Origin of the sequence: Nonomuraea turkmeniaca (genome assembly GCF_005889735.1) — a bacterium.
Taxonomy (GTDB): domain Bacteria; phylum Actinomycetota; class Actinomycetes; order Streptosporangiales; family Streptosporangiaceae; genus Nonomuraea; species Nonomuraea turkmeniaca.
Genome location: NZ_VCKY01000096.1, coordinates 1 through 12,768 on the forward strand (window position 1 = coordinate 1; position 12,768 = coordinate 12,768).

Here is a 12,768-nt window from a genome sequence, read left to right on the forward strand (position 1 = left end):
GCTACGCCGTGCACCCCTGGGCCGACGTCGTGCTCGCCGAACCCGAACACGACGCCGACGCCATGAGCCCGGCAGGGCAGCTGTGGTCCACCCCGCACGACCTGGCCCGCTGGGCGGCGTTCCTGTGCGGCGACACCGGCGGCGTGCTGTGCCCCAGCACCCTCGCCGAGATGCGCGAACCGGCCGGCGTGGACGACGGCGACACCTGGACCGGCGGGTTCGGGCTCGGCCTGCAACTGTCCAGGACCGGCGGGCGCCGCCTGGCCGGGCACAGCGGATCCATGCCCGGGTTCCTGGCCACCGTGTGGGCGGACGCGGCCGAAGGAGTCGGGGTGCTGTTCATGGCCAACACCACCACTGGGCTCACCGGGCGGCTGCTCACCGACCTGCTCGACATCCTGGACGAGCACGAGCCGCGCCTGCCCGACGAATGGCGGCCCGTGCCGGCCGACCCCCATCTGCTCGCGCTGACCGGACTGTGGCACTGGGGGCCGAAACCGTACACGCTGCGGCTGCTGCCCGAGCGGGGCCTGTCGCTGGAGCCGGTCAGCGGGCCCGGGCGCGCCTCACGGTTCGTGCCTCAGCCGGACGGGACGTGGCTGGGGCTGGACGGCTACTACGCTGGGGAGACACTGCGGGTCGCGGCCGACCATCTCGACCTCAACACGTTCATCTTCACCCGCGAGCCGTACGATCCGGCGGCGCCGGTGCCGGGCGGGGTGACCGACTGGCACGCCTGACCGAGAGTGCGCCTCGCCGCGGGCCGATCGGATCACCAGGCCCGCGCTTTCGAGCCCGCCACGCCTGCACGGAAAGTGTGAACATCGTCACGTAATGTGAGGGGGTGACGCACGGAGAAAGGACCGTCACCCATGACCAGCCGCACCTCCCGTCGTTTTGCCGTGAGTCTCCTGGCGGGGTGCGCGCTCACGGTGGGCGCCGGCTACACCGCGCACGCCACCGCGTCCACCCAGGCCGCCGGGGGCGCGGCCGGCGTCGAGATCCGAGGTGCGGCGCCGGCCGGCGCCCTGCGGGACGCCCGCGGCCCCGGCTGGTCGTTGGAGGCCCACGCCTGGGGGTTCGTGCTCACGCTCGACGCCGCGCTCACCCAAGAACTCATCGACCGGCTCCGCGTCGGCTCCGGCGCGGCCGCGTTCCTGGCCGCGCTGGGAGTGCCCGAAGCGGGCGCGGTCGCCGCGGCGCTGACCTTGGGCGCGGCCGTCATCCAGGCGTGCCAGGGCTCTGACGGGGTCACCCTGTATCTGTCGGCCGTGCCCTGGTGCGGCAAGCTCTAGCCGGCCGGCTCCGCACCGGGCGCACGCGCCGGCCGAGCAGGAGGGATCGCCGTCAGGCCGACAGCGCGCGGGCCAGGTCGGCCGCGCCCGGCGGCAGGGCGCCGTGCAGCAGCTCGACCCGGTGCACCAGGCGCGGCGAGGCCAGCGGCACCCCCCGCGCCGGCCCGGACGCCGATGCCGCGGGCAGGACCGAGACCGGCAGGAGGGTCAGTCCATGGCCGGCGCCCACGAGGTTGACCACCGTGTGCACATCGTCGCCCTGGTACTCCATCGCCACCGGGAACCCGTCCCCCACCAGATCCCGCAGCCGCGCCAGCGGGCACAACGGCGTCTGCAGCCAGCGCGCGTCCACCAGGTCCTCCAGCCGCAACGCCGCCCGTCCCGCCAGAGGATGATCGGCGGGCAGCGCCACGGCCAGGTCCTCCTCGTTCACCCCCGCGGTCGTCATCGGACCGGTGTCGGGCAGCCGCAGCGGATCGCTGGGCGCGGCGATGCCGTCCGCCAGCCCCAGATCGGCCTGCCCTTCGGCCACCAGGGCGCCGACCTGGTCACGCGCGCACGTCGCCAGCGTCACCTCCAGCCGCGGCTGCGCGGCACGCGCCCGGGCCAGGCGACCGGCCACCACCGCGTTGACGGCCAGCGGCGTGGCGGCCAGCCGCAGCCGGTGGCGGGGCGCGGCCGCGGCACGCAGCACGTCGGCGCGGGCCGCCCGCAGCCGCAGCAGCAGCGGCCCCGCATGCTCCAGCAGCCGCCGCCCCGCCGGGGTCGGCTCGACCGGGCGGCGGCTCAGCAACGCCAGCCCCAAGTCGGCCTCCAGCGCGGCGATCTGCTGAGAGATCGCCGACTGCGTGTAGCCCAGCTCGGCCGCGGCCGCGGAGAACGAGCCGTGCCGGGCAACGGCCACGAACGTGGTCAGCAAATGAGGGTCCATCAGCATTGCTTATAGCAGATACAGATTTCATCGTTGGCGCTTAAGCCACGCGGGCGGCCACGATAAGGGACATGAAAATCGCCCTCGTGGGGGACCGCTCCCCCAGCGTCCGCTCCCATGCCCGCATCCCGCTGATGATGGAGGCGCTGCGCGAACGCGACGGCATCGCGCTCGACCCGTACTGGATCCCCACCACCGACGTGACGGGCCTGGACGCCTTCGACGGCATCTGGATCGTGCCCGGCAGCCCGTACCGGGACGAGGCCGGCGCGGTGGAGGCCGCGCGCGTCGCCCGCGAGCAGCGCATCCCCTTCCTGGGCACCTGCGCCGGCTTCCAGCACATGCTGCTGGAGTTCGCGCGGCACGTGTGCGGGCTGGACGTGGCGCACGCCGAGAACGAGCAGGGCGCCCGCGACTTCCTGCTCACGCCGTTGGCGTGCTCGCTGGCCGGCCACGAGAACCTGGTGCGGCTGACGCCCGGCACGCTCATCGAGCAGATCATGGGCACGCCCACGACGATGGAGGCCTACGTCTGCTCCTACGGCCTCAACGAGGCCTACCAGCAGACGCTGGCCGCCGGCGGGCTGGTCTTCTCCGGTCACGCCGCCGACGACGGCACGGTACGGGTGGCCGAGCTGCCCGGACACCCGTTCTTCCTGGCCACGCTGTTCCAGCCGGAGCTGTCCGGCGACGGGCGGCGACCGCATCCGGTGATCTCGGCGTTCGCGGCGGCGGTCGGCCGGTACGCCGAGGCGGCGTACGCCGGCACGCCCTGACGGGCCCGCCGGCGCACGCCAGCCGGTCAGAAACCGAAGAACGGCATGTCGAAGCTCTGCCCCGGCGAGCCGTTCACCTGCTGCTGGGTCAGCTTGGCGTTCTCGGCCACGGGCACCTTGACCGTGGCCGCCAGGCCGCTCCAGACGTTGGTCATGCCGTAGCGCACACCCCCGTGGAAGGGGGGTGACCCACTGCTGGCTGAGCGTGCCGTCACAGCCGCGCACCTCCAGCAGGACTCCGGCGTTCTGGGAGATGCCGTCGGCGATGTCGAGGCAGCCCGCGTTGTGGTTCTCCACGAAATACGTGTTGGACTTGCCCGGCACGGGCGTGAAGTGCCACAGAACGCTGGCGAACAGCGGGCTGGTGGTGGACGGGAAGGTCCGCAACCGCAGCCCGGCGACCGCGTTGTCCTCCAGCGACTTGCCGCTGTGCCGAATCCACCACATCCCGGGATCGGTCGGCGGCAGCGCGGCCCTGGACAGGCCGGTGTCGTCGCCCGGGTCGGCCACGGCGGCGGAGGCGGCGTCGCTCAGCGCGTCAGTGCACCAGCCGCACACGCTAGCCCGGACCCAGGCAACCGTGGAAAAGTGCACGCTGCCGGTGCGTTCCTGGATGCTGCGGTTACGCGGGTCGACTGCCGGTGCGTTCGGCGAGCGCGGCCAGTTTGCGCAGGGACCGGCGGGCGAACACGGCGCCGACCAGGGCGGCGATCGGCCACAGCAGGCGGCCCAGCGGCCCGAAGGGCGGCCGCAGCTCCTCGGCCCAGATGACGCGGCTGCCACCCGCGTGCGGACGGACCCGGATGGCGCCCCGGCCGCGCACGATGCGGCCCGTGTGCTCCACCCGCACCAGCGCCGGGGGCTGCCACTGCGTGATCGTCATCGTGTCCAGGAAACCGAACGGCCGCACCCCGGTGTAGGCCTCGATCGTGCCGGGGCCGAGCTGGCGGGCGGTGGTCAGAACCATCCACTCCCCGTGCCGGGGCCAGTCTGTGATCAACGCGAACACCTGCTCCGGCGGGGCCGCCACCTGCACGGCGGCGGCCAGGTACACGGGCCTGCCCATGACCCCGATGGTAACCGCGCCCGCCTGACGCACCCGTTGGTGATATTTTCGCCATGACCCGGCCCCGCTGGAGGAGCTCAATGGCCGTGATGAGTGAGATCGCCGACCGTTATCGCCGCCGGGCCGACGCCTTCGAACGCAAGGTCGTCTCCGTCCGCCCCGACCAGTGGTCGCATCCGTCCCCGTGCGCGAAGTGGACGGCCAGGGACGTGGTCCGGCACATCGTCGACATGCACGCTGTGATGCTGAGGCCCTTGGGCCGTTCGCTCAGTCCGGCGCCGACGGTCGACGACGACCCGGTGGCGGCCTTCCGCGCCGCCCGCGCCGACGTGGAGGCTACCTTGGATGATCCCGCGCTCGCCACCCTGCCCTGCGACACGCCCACCGGAACGATGCCGGCACAGCAGCACATCGACCAGGTCGTCAGCGACGATCTCCCGCTGCACGGCTGGGATCTGGCCCGCGCCACGTCGCAGGACGACACGATCGATCCGGAAGACGTCGAGCGGGCCTGGTCGGCCATGAGGGCGCTGCCCGCCGAGCTCATGGACAAGTTCCGCACGCCGGGTGCCTTCGGGCCGGGCATCGAGGTGTTCGGCCCGGAGATGCAGGTCGAGCAGGACGCCTCCGCTCAGGACAAGCTGCTCGCGTTCATCGGACGCGATCCGCGGTGGCGGCCATGATGCCCTATTTCACGGCTCTTTCGAGAAATTCCCGAGGTGGAGCAACGCTCAGGTCTTTCGCGTCAGTAGCTTTCTGTCTGCCGGCCTGAAATACCATGACACTATCGTGAGCACCAGAAGAAAGAGCGCCGGAAGCAGTTGATACCAAGAGTCGCCTGAGGCGATATGCGAGAACATCCCTCCGGTGAGCAGGAAGAAGAGACCCGCATACGCCCATTCCTTGAGTAGCGGATACCCGGGAGAAGAATCGTCACCGCCCCCAAGAGCTTCCATAGGCCAAGTATCGTTAAAATATAGACGGGGTAGCCTAGTTCCACAATGCCCCAAGCATAGGGTGGCGCCAACGCGCCCTCGCCTTCCGCTCTCAACAATTGTTGAACCCCGGAGCCGACCAATCCCGATGCGAGCCCAATGGTGGAAAGCCAGTAGATGATCCTTTGCCTTCTTGTCATATCGCAATGACTCCTTGTCGACTTGCGCTCCATGGCTATACCTGCACTGAGGTTTCTCCTGCTCTGCTGGGCGCACGAGAAAACTTCACTGTCGCTTCCGCTTGGTCAGGCGTTGTTCGACTTGATGTGGCGCGCTCATCACGCCATGGCGAATTGGCTGGTCCGCGCTTGTCGATTCCTGATCGATCCGACCGCGGCCGACCGACTGCTGCGCGAGCGTCACCCGGGTCTGTTCCGCGATGACCCGGGTGACCACCCGTCTCGAGCTGGGCAAGCCGTTGCTCACCGGAGAGCTCCAGGGCCCTGCGAACCGGCCGGTGCGGTGTCGCGTTCGCGTCAGCGCACGGCCTTCTGAACGAGCCTCCTGATCGCCGCCTCGCCGGCCTCGGTCAACTCTGTCAGGGCGTAAGCGGTCGGCCACATGCCATCGTCCTCGTCGAGATTCGCCTCCACGCTGAACCCCAACGAGGAATAGCGTTCCTTGTCCGCCTGTCCGCTGCGGAAGAAGCACACCACCTTCCCGGCCTTGGCGTAGGCGGGCTGGCCGTACCACAGCCTCGGCGCCAGCTCAGGGGCGGCGGCGGTGACGACGGCGTGTACGCGCTCGGCCAGAGCACGGTCCGGCTCTGCCATCGCGGCGATCGCCGACAGCACCGCCGCCTCATCAGGGGCCGCCTTCTTCGCGCCTCGGCCGCCGCGTGCCGCCGCCCTCAGCTCGCTGGCGCGCGCCTTCATCGCGGCGCGCTCCTGCGCGGAGAATCTCTCCGCCGAGGAATCGTGTCGCGTCTTCTCGCTGCCGGCCTCCGATGTGCCGCTCATGACGTGTTGCTCCTTGTCAGTCGCCGGGAGGGGATGTCCTCACGCTATCCGCACGGCACAGGTCAGGGCTTCTCCATTCCTGACTGATCCAACGCCCCGCGGCGCCGTACGCGGCTGCTGATCCCAGGTCTCTTTTGGTGATTGCCATTTGTAAACACCAAATGACGTACAGTCACGGATCGCCCTGGTCCAGTCGGCCAGCCCGGGATCGTCCATCGTGGCCTCGCGCAGGCTCTGCCACAGGTTCGCCCTGGTCCGGCGGACGAACCAGCGGTGCGCGGTAGGCACGCTGACATCGAAGGAGCCGGCAGGTGCTGCCAGGCGCAGCCGCTGGTGAGCACAGAGACGACCGCGCCCAGCACCGTACGCGCATCGGTGGCGGCCCTGCCACCCCCCTGACGTCGCCGACGCCGGGCCGGCATCAGCGTAACGGCCACCTCCCACATCTCGTCGACGGCGTGGACCGCGCCTACTACATGGCCGGCCTGCTCGACCCCGACCCCGGCCGCGCCGCCGAGCAGGCCGGCGCCTTCGCCGGGCAGGCCGCCAAATCGGGGCTGACCCGCATCGTCACCCTCACCAGCGGGCCGTCACCATCCGGCGGCCGGGCAGCTACGAGATGCTGCACCAGGTCGAACAGGCCATCGAAGCCTCCGGCCTGCAAGGGACCCACGTCCGGCCGGGCGAGTTCGCCATCAACAAGCTGTACATGTGGAGTGAGTCCATCCGCACCGAAGGCGTGGTGCGCAGCGCCTTCCCCGACGCGCTCGGCGTACCCATCCATGAGGTCGACATCGCCGAGGTCGTCGCCGCCGCCCTCGTCCAGGACGGGCACGGCTGCGCCACACCTACGCCACCCGCCTACGCGAAGGCGGCGCCGACGTCGCCCAGGTCCAAGCCCGTCTCGGTCACGCCTCCCTTGACACCTCGGCCCGATATTTCCGCGCAGGCACCGCCGAGCAAGCCGCCGTCGTCGACCGCGTCTTCGCATAGAGCGGCCACCTGTATCGGACCGCCGGATGGCGGTCGGTCCGCTGGCGTCAGCCCGCTACCGCCACTGACCGATTGGTTGCTGCTCAGGGGCCGTGCCCTGCGCGCCCTGCGCTGCGCCTTCCGCTCGCGGTACGGCTTCCAGCAGGGAACGCAGCAGTTGTGCGGCGGTGTCGGCGGACACCTCGCCGGGTGTGTTCATGATCTGGGCGGCGAGTCCGTCGACGAACGTGTGCAGGAGCGCCGCCCAGAGCTCGACCTGGGCATCAGGGTGCGGGAGCGTGGCCTGGCTCGGCTCGCGGGCCGGCTCGTATCCGCGTAGAGAGGCGATGCATTGACGGTGCAGCGCCCGTTGGTCGTTCCACGTCACAGAGCCTCCTTCTGGAGGATGTTGACGTTCCCATTCCACGACCGCTGACCACAGCGCGTATTCCTCGCGCCGCTCGGCATCGAGGGGCAGCATCTCCTCCACGATCGTGGCGATCTGTTCGACCACCGACCCTTGAGTGCGGGGCCGCTGGACGCGTGGGAGGACCCGTCGACGGAGGGTGTCGGTGGTGGCCTGCACGACATAGGCCTGCAATTCGTGCTGATTGCCGAAGTAATGCCGCAGGGAGCCGGTGGACCAGCCCGCTTCGGCGGCGACTCCACGGACGGTCACGCCGGCAAGGCCTTCGCGCAGGATCACCCGGATGGCGGCTTCTCCTAGCTCGGCCCGTCGCTGGTCATGATCAACGAGTCGCGGCACGTTCCCATGCTAACACGCATGTGCTATGTTAATTAACACAGGTGTGTCGTTACGGATCGTCGGCTCCCGGCAGGAGACAGGTTTGTCGATCGAGACGATGGGGGCGGTGCTCGGACTGGCCCTGCTCGATACGCTGAGTCCCGCCGTGATCGGGATAACTCTCTACCTGCTCCTGGCCAGGCCGCACCGCGTGGGCGCGCTGCTCGGCGTGTACCTCGGATCGGTCGCGACCGCGTACTTCGCCTTGGGCGCGCTGCTCATGCTCGGCCTCGGCGCCGCCGTGCCACATGTCGATGACACCGTGTGGGCCTGGGGACAGGCCGTCCTCGGCGCAGCGCTCCTGGCGGGGAGCTTCTTCATCCCCGACAAGAACCCCGAAGGTGCATCCATCCGGGCGCGGTCCTTCGCCATGCGCTCGATGGTGATGTTGGGGCTGGGGACCTGGCTGTTCGAGTTCGCCACCGCCGTGCCGTACTTCGGCGCCCTCGGCATCATGACCGCGGCCGGCCTGCCCGCCGTCCAATGGTCGCCGCTGCTCGGCGTGTACGTGACCATCATGGTGATCCCAGGCATCCTGCTGTTCGTCGCATGGGCCGCCCTGGGCGAACGGATGCGGGAACGGTTCGAACGCTGGCAGAACAAGCTCTCCTCCGGATCCCGCACAACACTGCGCTGGATCGTCGGGATAGCAGGAGTCCTGCTCCTGCTGGACGCGGCGCCAGACCAGATCACCATCACAATGCCCACGCCGCCTCGCTCGTGACGGCCGCAGGCCCAGGGGGCGCTCACCCGTACCACGGAAGAGACCCTTACGCGACCGGGTGCGCCAAGACCAGGCGACCAGCCGGGGCACCCTACGGTCTGTGGCCGAGAGACTGCGCTTGACCCACGGCTGCGCACCTGCACCGCGCGACCTCTCCCAGCTTGTCCGGCGCCGCGCCAGGGCCCCCGGGCGTCGCCCGGTACTGCACACGAATCAACGACTCACAAACACTAGTCCTCGGTGACGTCACCGGCCGGTGTGCTCCCGCTGACCGGTTCGAGCACGAAGACCGGGATCTGGCGGTCGGTCTTGCGCTGGTAGTCGGCATAGTCCGGGTACGCGTCCACCGCCCGGCGCCACCACAGGGCCTTCTCGTCCCCGAACACCTCGCGCGCCCGGTACTCCCGGGTCACCGCACCGTCCTGAAGCTCGATGACCGGCTCGGCGACCAGGCCGGCGTACCACTGCGGGTTGGTCGGCGCGCCACCCAGGGACGCGACAGCCGCGTAGCGCCCTTCGTGCTCGACACGCATCACCGGCGTCTTGCGAACCTTGCCGGTCTTGGCACCCCGGTAGGTCATCAGCACGGTGGGCAGGCCATTGATCGTGACGCCGTCGGTCGTGCCGGTGCGCACGATCTGCTCGACGTGTTTGCGGACCCATCCCGACGCGCTCGGTTCGTAGTCACCGGTCAACGCCGTGCCCTGATCAACCTGCCCGGCTCGTCGCGATTCCGCGACCAGAGCGTGCCGGCGGACGGGTGCGGGGCGCCTGGTGTCCACGTTGCCGGTCAAGGTGTTGAGGATGCCCGGTAGTTCTGCCACCGTTTCGGCGGGCAGGCCGGTCACGGTCTCCTCCGCCAGAGCGCACCATAGCTGCTTGACCTGGTCGGCGAGAGCTTTGCCGCTGTCGGTGAGTTCGACGATGCTGGCGCGCTTGTCGGACGGGGCGGGTCTGCGGCGGATGTGGCCGGTGGCTTCGAGCTTGCGGGTCATGAGCGTGACGCTGGGCGGCTCGCAGCCGAGCGCCTCGCTGAGCTGGGCCTGGATCATCGGGCCGGCCCGGACGAGCTCGAGCAGGAGCGCCTCTTGGCCGGGGTGCAGGCCGAGCGGCGCCAGCAGCGCCGCGGCCCTGGCCCGGTGGCGCAGGCTCAGGAGCCGGATGGCCTGGTTGAGGGCGTCGGCTTGGTCGAAGTCCATGGGATCCCCCTGACGGATTGTTATTCGAATAATATGACGAGGGAGCTGGTCCAGGCCCGCGCCCACCCTGACGCCGCCATTCGCGAGACCCGCTCGATACCAGCCATCTGACAGGTCGCGCGGACAGGCGGTCCACAGGGCGGCGTCGAGGGTGCGCCGTCCAGCTAGGGTCGCTCCATGAGTGAGCCGCCGCGGGCTCGTCCCTGATCGCCATGACGCGTGACCAGCAGAGAGGCGCACACCTGTGACAGAAACGACGTCCTTCCTGCTCGAACGCCTGCACGCGGCCGGCCTGACCGACGTCGTCGCGGTCCAGCCGGCCACTGGAGGCCTCGCCGCGACCGCGGGGCTCGCCCGCCGCGGTGACGGCACGTCGGTGTTCGTCAAGGCGTTCGGCGAGCCGCCGTCGGACGACGCCTTCGCCGCGGAGGCCGAAGGGCTCACCGTGCTGCGCGAGGCGGGCGGCGTCGCCACGCCCGAGATCATCCTCGCGGACCGCGACCTGCTCGTGCTGTCCGTGCTGCAGCCCCGGCCGGGCACCGAGGCCTTCTGGGAGCAGCTCGCGCACGCGCTCGCCCACCTGCACACCACCACGCGGCACCCCCGATTCGGGTGGCACCGGGACAACTGGCTGGGCCGTCGTCGGCAGGTCAACACCTGGGATGACGACGGGTTCGAGTTCTTCGCCCAGCACCGTCTGCTGCGCTGGCTCGGCGAACGTCGCGTCCAGGAGGCGCTCGACGCCGCGGACCGGGCGGCGCTGGAGCGGCTGTGCGACCGGCTGCCCGAGCTGCTGCCGGTCAGGCCCGCGTGCCTGACGCACGGCGACCTGTGGGCGCTGAACGTCATGGCCACCCCCGACGGGCGGCCCGCGCTGATCGACCCGGCCGTGTCGTACACGTGGGCCGAAGTCGACCTGGCCCACCTGTGGACGACGGCGCCGCCGCCCGAGGCACAGGTGTTCTTCAAGCTGTACGCCGAGCTGACCGGGCTCGACCGCGACTGGCGCGAGCGGATGCCGATCCTCCAGCTACGCCAGCACCTGGCCGTGATCGCCCAGTTCGACCCCGACTGGGGCGCCGCCGACCTCGTGCGCGCCACGCTCGCTCCCTTCCGGCAGCGGCCCTGAGCTCAGCTCAGAAGATCACGGCCTTCGGACCGCTGTCGAGGGAGCCCTGGCCGTCACATCCTTGATGCTCGCGCGGCTACCACGACCGGCGGCCTGTCCGCGCGACCTCTACGCCCAGGGACGGGGGAAGGTGTCACCGTCCAAACGGTCGCCCGCGGCGAGGCCGAGAGGATCGGTCACGATGTGCCCGGTCCCGCTGTAGGCGGTCGCCTCGTCCATGTAGATGGTGACGTGCGCGAGCCGGGCCTGGCCGGTGCGGTTGGGCAGCGCCATGTGGCCGGTGTACCCGCTGTGGAAGGTGCAGTCGCCGGCACGGAGCGGCACGGTGACGCGAGGGATCCAGCGCAGGGACGGGTCCATCTCGAACAGGTCTTCCTCGCGGTGGAGGTCCTGCGGGCGCAGGCCGGTGCGATGCTGGGTGCCGGGCAGGAAGGTCATGCAGCCCCGCTCCGGGGGAACGTCGACCAGCGCTATCCACGCCGACAGCGGAAGCCGGTCACCCGCATGCGGCCAGTACGGACGGTCCTGGTGGAACTCCGTGGCGGCGTTGTTGTGCGGCTCCTTGACCAGCATCTGGTCGTGCCAGAGCCGCAGCGGGAACCCGGCGAGCTGTTCGGCGATCCGGCCGACGCGCGGGTCGAACGTGAGCTCTCTCAGCGTCCGGTCGCGTTGCCAGACGTTGACCAGCTGGCTGAAGACGCCTTGCTTCTCCAGACTCTCCGCGCGATGCGCCTCCAGGAACGCCTCGGCGCCGGCACGGAAGCGCTCGACCTGGTCCGGCTCGAGAACACCTCGCACTCGGACGAAACCGTGTTCGCGGTACGCCGCCACAAGCTCCTCCGGCACCCGGCCGTCGGCGCCGACGTCGCTGCGGGAGCGCTCGTTCGTGGACGTTGTCATCACTGACCTCCGAGGTTCTCGTCGTTGGGATACCGCCCAGCATCGTCGTGGTGTGCCGCCATGGGCTAGGCCGATTCCGGCGAGCAGTCGTACGATCCCGACATGCCTGCCACACTGCACGAGCACGCGCTGTTCGCCGGAGGCCCGGTCTTGGCAGGTGTCCACCACCTGAACCCCGACATCGAGCCGCACGCACACGACTTCCTCGAGATCGCCGTGATCGGAACCGGACACGGCCGGCACGTGACCAGCCAGGGCGAGCACCCGCTGCAACGCGGGCAGGTCATCGTGCTGCGCCCCGGCGCCTGGCACGGATTCCGGGACTGCGCCGACCTGACCGTCGCCAACTGCTGCCTGTCCGCCCAGGCGCTACGAGCCGAACTGGCGGCGCTGTACGACATCCCGATGCTGCGCCGGATGTTGTGGACCGATCCGGTGTCATCCGGCACGCACGGCGTGGCGGTCACCAGCGTCGATCCGGCCGCCGCCGAGGAGGCCATCGCGGAGATCGGCCTGCTCGAACGGGACCTCGTGGCCGATCAGAGCCGGCCGGGCCGCGTGCTGGGCCGGCTGGTCACCGTGCTCGGCGTCCTGGCCGATGGCCGTGCCCCCGAACGAGAGACGCACGATTCCGCCATCCACCCCGCTGTCGCCGCCACCATCGCCCGGCTCGAAACGGCGCCGGCCCATCCGTGGCGGCTGGATGACCTTGCCCGGGCGGTCAACCTGGATCCCGACTATCTCGGCCGGCTGTTCAGACGGTACGTCGGGTTGACGCCGCTGGACCTCCTGGCCCGGCTACGGGCCGAGCGCGCCGCCACGTTACTGGCACACTCGACCCTGCCGGCCGCCCGGGTCGGCGCCGCGGTCGGCTGGGACGACCCGACCTACTTCGCCCGCCGCTTCCGGACGCTGGTCGGGTTGACCCCCACCGAGTACCGGCGACGCAGCCGATCAGCCGACCGTACGCAGCTCAGCACCCCGGCCACAGACGGCGGGGCGAGCACGGCAGGATGA

At 70.3% G+C, this 12,768-nt stretch carries 18 protein-coding genes and 1 pseudogene; 8 read left to right on the forward strand and 11 right to left on the reverse strand.

The features are described from left to right. A partial coding sequence (locus tag ETD86_RS26300; protein ID WP_138668845.1) for a DUF7586 domain-containing protein occupies nucleotides 1–740 on the forward strand: 740 nt, incomplete at its 5' end. Between the two features lie 132 nt (nucleotides 741–872). Continuing rightward, a complete protein-coding gene (locus ETD86_RS26305; RefSeq protein ID WP_138668846.1) occupies nucleotides 873–1,295 on the forward strand; it encodes a hypothetical protein in 423 nt (140 codons plus the stop codon). 52 nt (nucleotides 1,296–1,347) lie between these two features. Here ETD86_RS26305 and ETD86_RS26310 read toward each other — a convergent pair whose 3' ends face one another. Next, nucleotides 1,348–2,226, reverse strand: coding sequence for a LysR family transcriptional regulator (locus ETD86_RS26310; protein WP_138668847.1), 879 nt, complete (start codon nucleotides 2,224–2,226; stop codon nucleotides 1,348–1,350). Nucleotides 2,227–2,297: 71 nt separating this feature from the next. Here ETD86_RS26310 and ETD86_RS26315 point away from each other — a divergent pair, with 71 nt between their 5' ends. After that, the gene (locus ETD86_RS26315; RefSeq protein ID WP_138668848.1) at nucleotides 2,298–3,002 is read left to right on the forward strand and encodes a CTP synthase C-terminal region-related (seleno)protein; all 705 of its coding nucleotides are present in this window, start codon (nucleotides 2,298–2,300) and stop codon (nucleotides 3,000–3,002) included. Nucleotides 3,003–3,028: 26 nt separating this feature from the next. Here the strand turns inward: ETD86_RS26315 and ETD86_RS59230 are convergent, their stop codons facing one another. Next, the gene (locus ETD86_RS59230) at nucleotides 3,029–3,157 is read right to left on the reverse strand and encodes a hypothetical protein (protein ID WP_281286961.1); all 129 of its coding nucleotides are present in this window, start codon (nucleotides 3,155–3,157) and stop codon (nucleotides 3,029–3,031) included. A 467-nt stretch (nucleotides 3,158–3,624) separates the two neighbouring features. Continuing rightward, complete coding sequence (locus ETD86_RS26320; RefSeq protein WP_138668849.1) at nucleotides 3,625–4,068, reverse strand: SRPBCC family protein; 444 nt, start codon at nucleotides 4,066–4,068, stop codon at nucleotides 3,625–3,627. Nucleotides 4,069–4,157: 89 nt separating this feature from the next. Between ETD86_RS26320 and ETD86_RS26325 the strand changes: the two genes are divergently transcribed. Further along, nucleotides 4,158–4,751 (forward strand): TIGR03086 family metal-binding protein, encoded by a 594-nt coding sequence (locus tag ETD86_RS26325; RefSeq protein WP_138668850.1) that lies wholly within the window; start codon nucleotides 4,158–4,160, stop codon nucleotides 4,749–4,751. A gap of 48 nt (nucleotides 4,752–4,799) precedes the next feature. On the opposite strand, the pseudogene ETD86_RS59660 reads toward ETD86_RS26325, so the two are convergent. From ETD86_RS59660 to ETD86_RS26350, 5 genes and pseudogenes are all read right to left on the reverse strand, one after another. After that, a pseudogene (locus ETD86_RS59660) lies at nucleotides 4,800–5,236 on the reverse strand (DoxX family protein). A 52-nt stretch (nucleotides 5,237–5,288) separates the two neighbouring features. Beyond that, the gene (locus ETD86_RS26335) at nucleotides 5,289–5,489 is read right to left on the reverse strand and encodes a hypothetical protein (protein ID WP_138668851.1); all 201 of its coding nucleotides are present in this window, start codon (nucleotides 5,487–5,489) and stop codon (nucleotides 5,289–5,291) included. 50 nt (nucleotides 5,490–5,539) lie between these two features. After that, nucleotides 5,540–6,022 carry a DUF1801 domain-containing protein gene (locus tag ETD86_RS26340; protein WP_138668852.1) on the reverse strand — a complete coding sequence of 161 codons (483 nt, stop codon included), beginning with the start codon at nucleotides 6,020–6,022 and terminating at the stop codon, nucleotides 5,540–5,542. 62 nt (nucleotides 6,023–6,084) lie between these two features. Then, nucleotides 6,085–6,468, reverse strand: coding sequence for a transposase (locus ETD86_RS60165; protein WP_138668853.1), 384 nt, complete (start codon nucleotides 6,466–6,468; stop codon nucleotides 6,085–6,087). A 26-nt stretch (nucleotides 6,469–6,494) separates the two neighbouring features. Then, a complete protein-coding gene (locus ETD86_RS26350; RefSeq protein WP_138668854.1) occupies nucleotides 6,495–6,857 on the reverse strand; it encodes a hypothetical protein in 363 nt (120 codons plus the stop codon). 2 nt (nucleotides 6,858–6,859) lie between these two features. On the opposite strand from ETD86_RS26350, the gene ETD86_RS26355 reads away from it, so the two are divergent. Further along, nucleotides 6,860–7,015, forward strand: coding sequence for a tyrosine-type recombinase/integrase (locus ETD86_RS26355; RefSeq protein WP_138668882.1), 156 nt, complete (start codon nucleotides 6,860–6,862; stop codon nucleotides 7,013–7,015). A gap of 55 nt (nucleotides 7,016–7,070) precedes the next feature. Here the strand turns inward: ETD86_RS26355 and ETD86_RS26360 are convergent, their stop codons facing one another. Continuing rightward, nucleotides 7,071–7,760 carry a TetR/AcrR family transcriptional regulator gene (locus tag ETD86_RS26360; protein WP_138668855.1) on the reverse strand — a complete coding sequence of 230 codons (690 nt, stop codon included), beginning with the start codon at nucleotides 7,758–7,760 and terminating at the stop codon, nucleotides 7,071–7,073. Between the two features lie 82 nt (nucleotides 7,761–7,842). Here ETD86_RS26360 and ETD86_RS26365 point away from each other — a divergent pair, with 82 nt between their 5' ends. Then, on the forward strand, nucleotides 7,843–8,523 hold the full coding sequence (locus ETD86_RS26365; RefSeq protein ID WP_170223275.1) for a GAP family protein: 681 nt from the start codon (nucleotides 7,843–7,845) through the stop codon (nucleotides 8,521–8,523). Nucleotides 8,524–8,753: 230 nt separating this feature from the next. Here the strand turns inward: ETD86_RS26365 and ETD86_RS59665 are convergent, their stop codons facing one another. After that, the gene (locus ETD86_RS59665) at nucleotides 8,754–9,722 is read right to left on the reverse strand and encodes a nitroreductase/quinone reductase family protein (RefSeq protein WP_138668857.1); all 969 of its coding nucleotides are present in this window, start codon (nucleotides 9,720–9,722) and stop codon (nucleotides 8,754–8,756) included. 244 nt (nucleotides 9,723–9,966) lie between these two features. On the opposite strand from ETD86_RS59665, the gene ETD86_RS26375 reads away from it, so the two are divergent. Further along, nucleotides 9,967–10,851 (forward strand): fructosamine kinase family protein, encoded by an 885-nt coding sequence (locus ETD86_RS26375; protein WP_138668858.1) that lies wholly within the window; start codon nucleotides 9,967–9,969, stop codon nucleotides 10,849–10,851. 108 nt (nucleotides 10,852–10,959) lie between these two features. On the opposite strand, the gene ETD86_RS26380 is transcribed toward ETD86_RS26375, so the two are convergent. Continuing rightward, entirely contained in the window at nucleotides 10,960–11,751 is a 792-nt protein-coding gene (locus ETD86_RS26380) for a phytanoyl-CoA dioxygenase family protein (RefSeq protein ID WP_138668859.1), read from the reverse strand. A 102-nt stretch (nucleotides 11,752–11,853) separates the two neighbouring features. On the opposite strand from ETD86_RS26380, the gene ETD86_RS26385 reads away from it, so the two are divergent. Beyond that, the gene (locus tag ETD86_RS26385; RefSeq protein ID WP_138668860.1) at nucleotides 11,854–12,768 is read left to right on the forward strand and encodes an AraC family transcriptional regulator; all 915 of its coding nucleotides are present in this window, start codon (nucleotides 11,854–11,856) and stop codon (nucleotides 12,766–12,768) included.

Coding starts and splice junctions, on each gene's coding strand:
- ETD86_RS26305 (WP_138668846.1), top strand. CDS start 873: ATGACCAGCCGCACCTCCCGTCGTTTTGCCGTGAGTCTCCTGGCGGGG.
- ETD86_RS26310 (WP_138668847.1), bottom strand. CDS start 2,226: ATGGACCCTCATTTGCTGACCACGTTCGTGGCCGTTGCCCGGCACGGC.
- ETD86_RS26315 (WP_138668848.1), top strand. CDS start 2,298: ATGAAAATCGCCCTCGTGGGGGACCGCTCCCCCAGCGTCCGCTCCCAT.
- ETD86_RS59230 (WP_281286961.1), bottom strand. CDS start 3,157: ATGACCAACGTCTGGAGCGGCCTGGCGGCCACGGTCAAGGTGCCCGTG.
- ETD86_RS26320 (WP_138668849.1), bottom strand. CDS start 4,068: ATGGGCAGGCCCGTGTACCTGGCCGCCGCCGTGCAGGTGGCGGCCCCG.
- ETD86_RS26325 (WP_138668850.1), top strand. CDS start 4,158: ATGAGTGAGATCGCCGACCGTTATCGCCGCCGGGCCGACGCCTTCGAA.
- ETD86_RS26340 (WP_138668852.1), bottom strand. CDS start 6,022: ATGAGCGGCACATCGGAGGCCGGCAGCGAGAAGACGCGACACGATTCC.
- ETD86_RS60165 (WP_138668853.1), bottom strand. CDS start 6,468: ATGTGGGAGGTGGCCGTTACGCTGATGCCGGCCCGGCGTCGGCGACGT.
- ETD86_RS59665 (WP_138668857.1), bottom strand. CDS start 9,722: ATGGACTTCGACCAAGCCGACGCCCTCAACCAGGCCATCCGGCTCCTG.
- ETD86_RS26380 (WP_138668859.1), bottom strand. CDS start 11,751: ATGACAACGTCCACGAACGAGCGCTCCCGCAGCGACGTCGGCGCCGAC.
- ETD86_RS26385 (WP_138668860.1), top strand. CDS start 11,854: ATGCCTGCCACACTGCACGAGCACGCGCTGTTCGCCGGAGGCCCGGTC.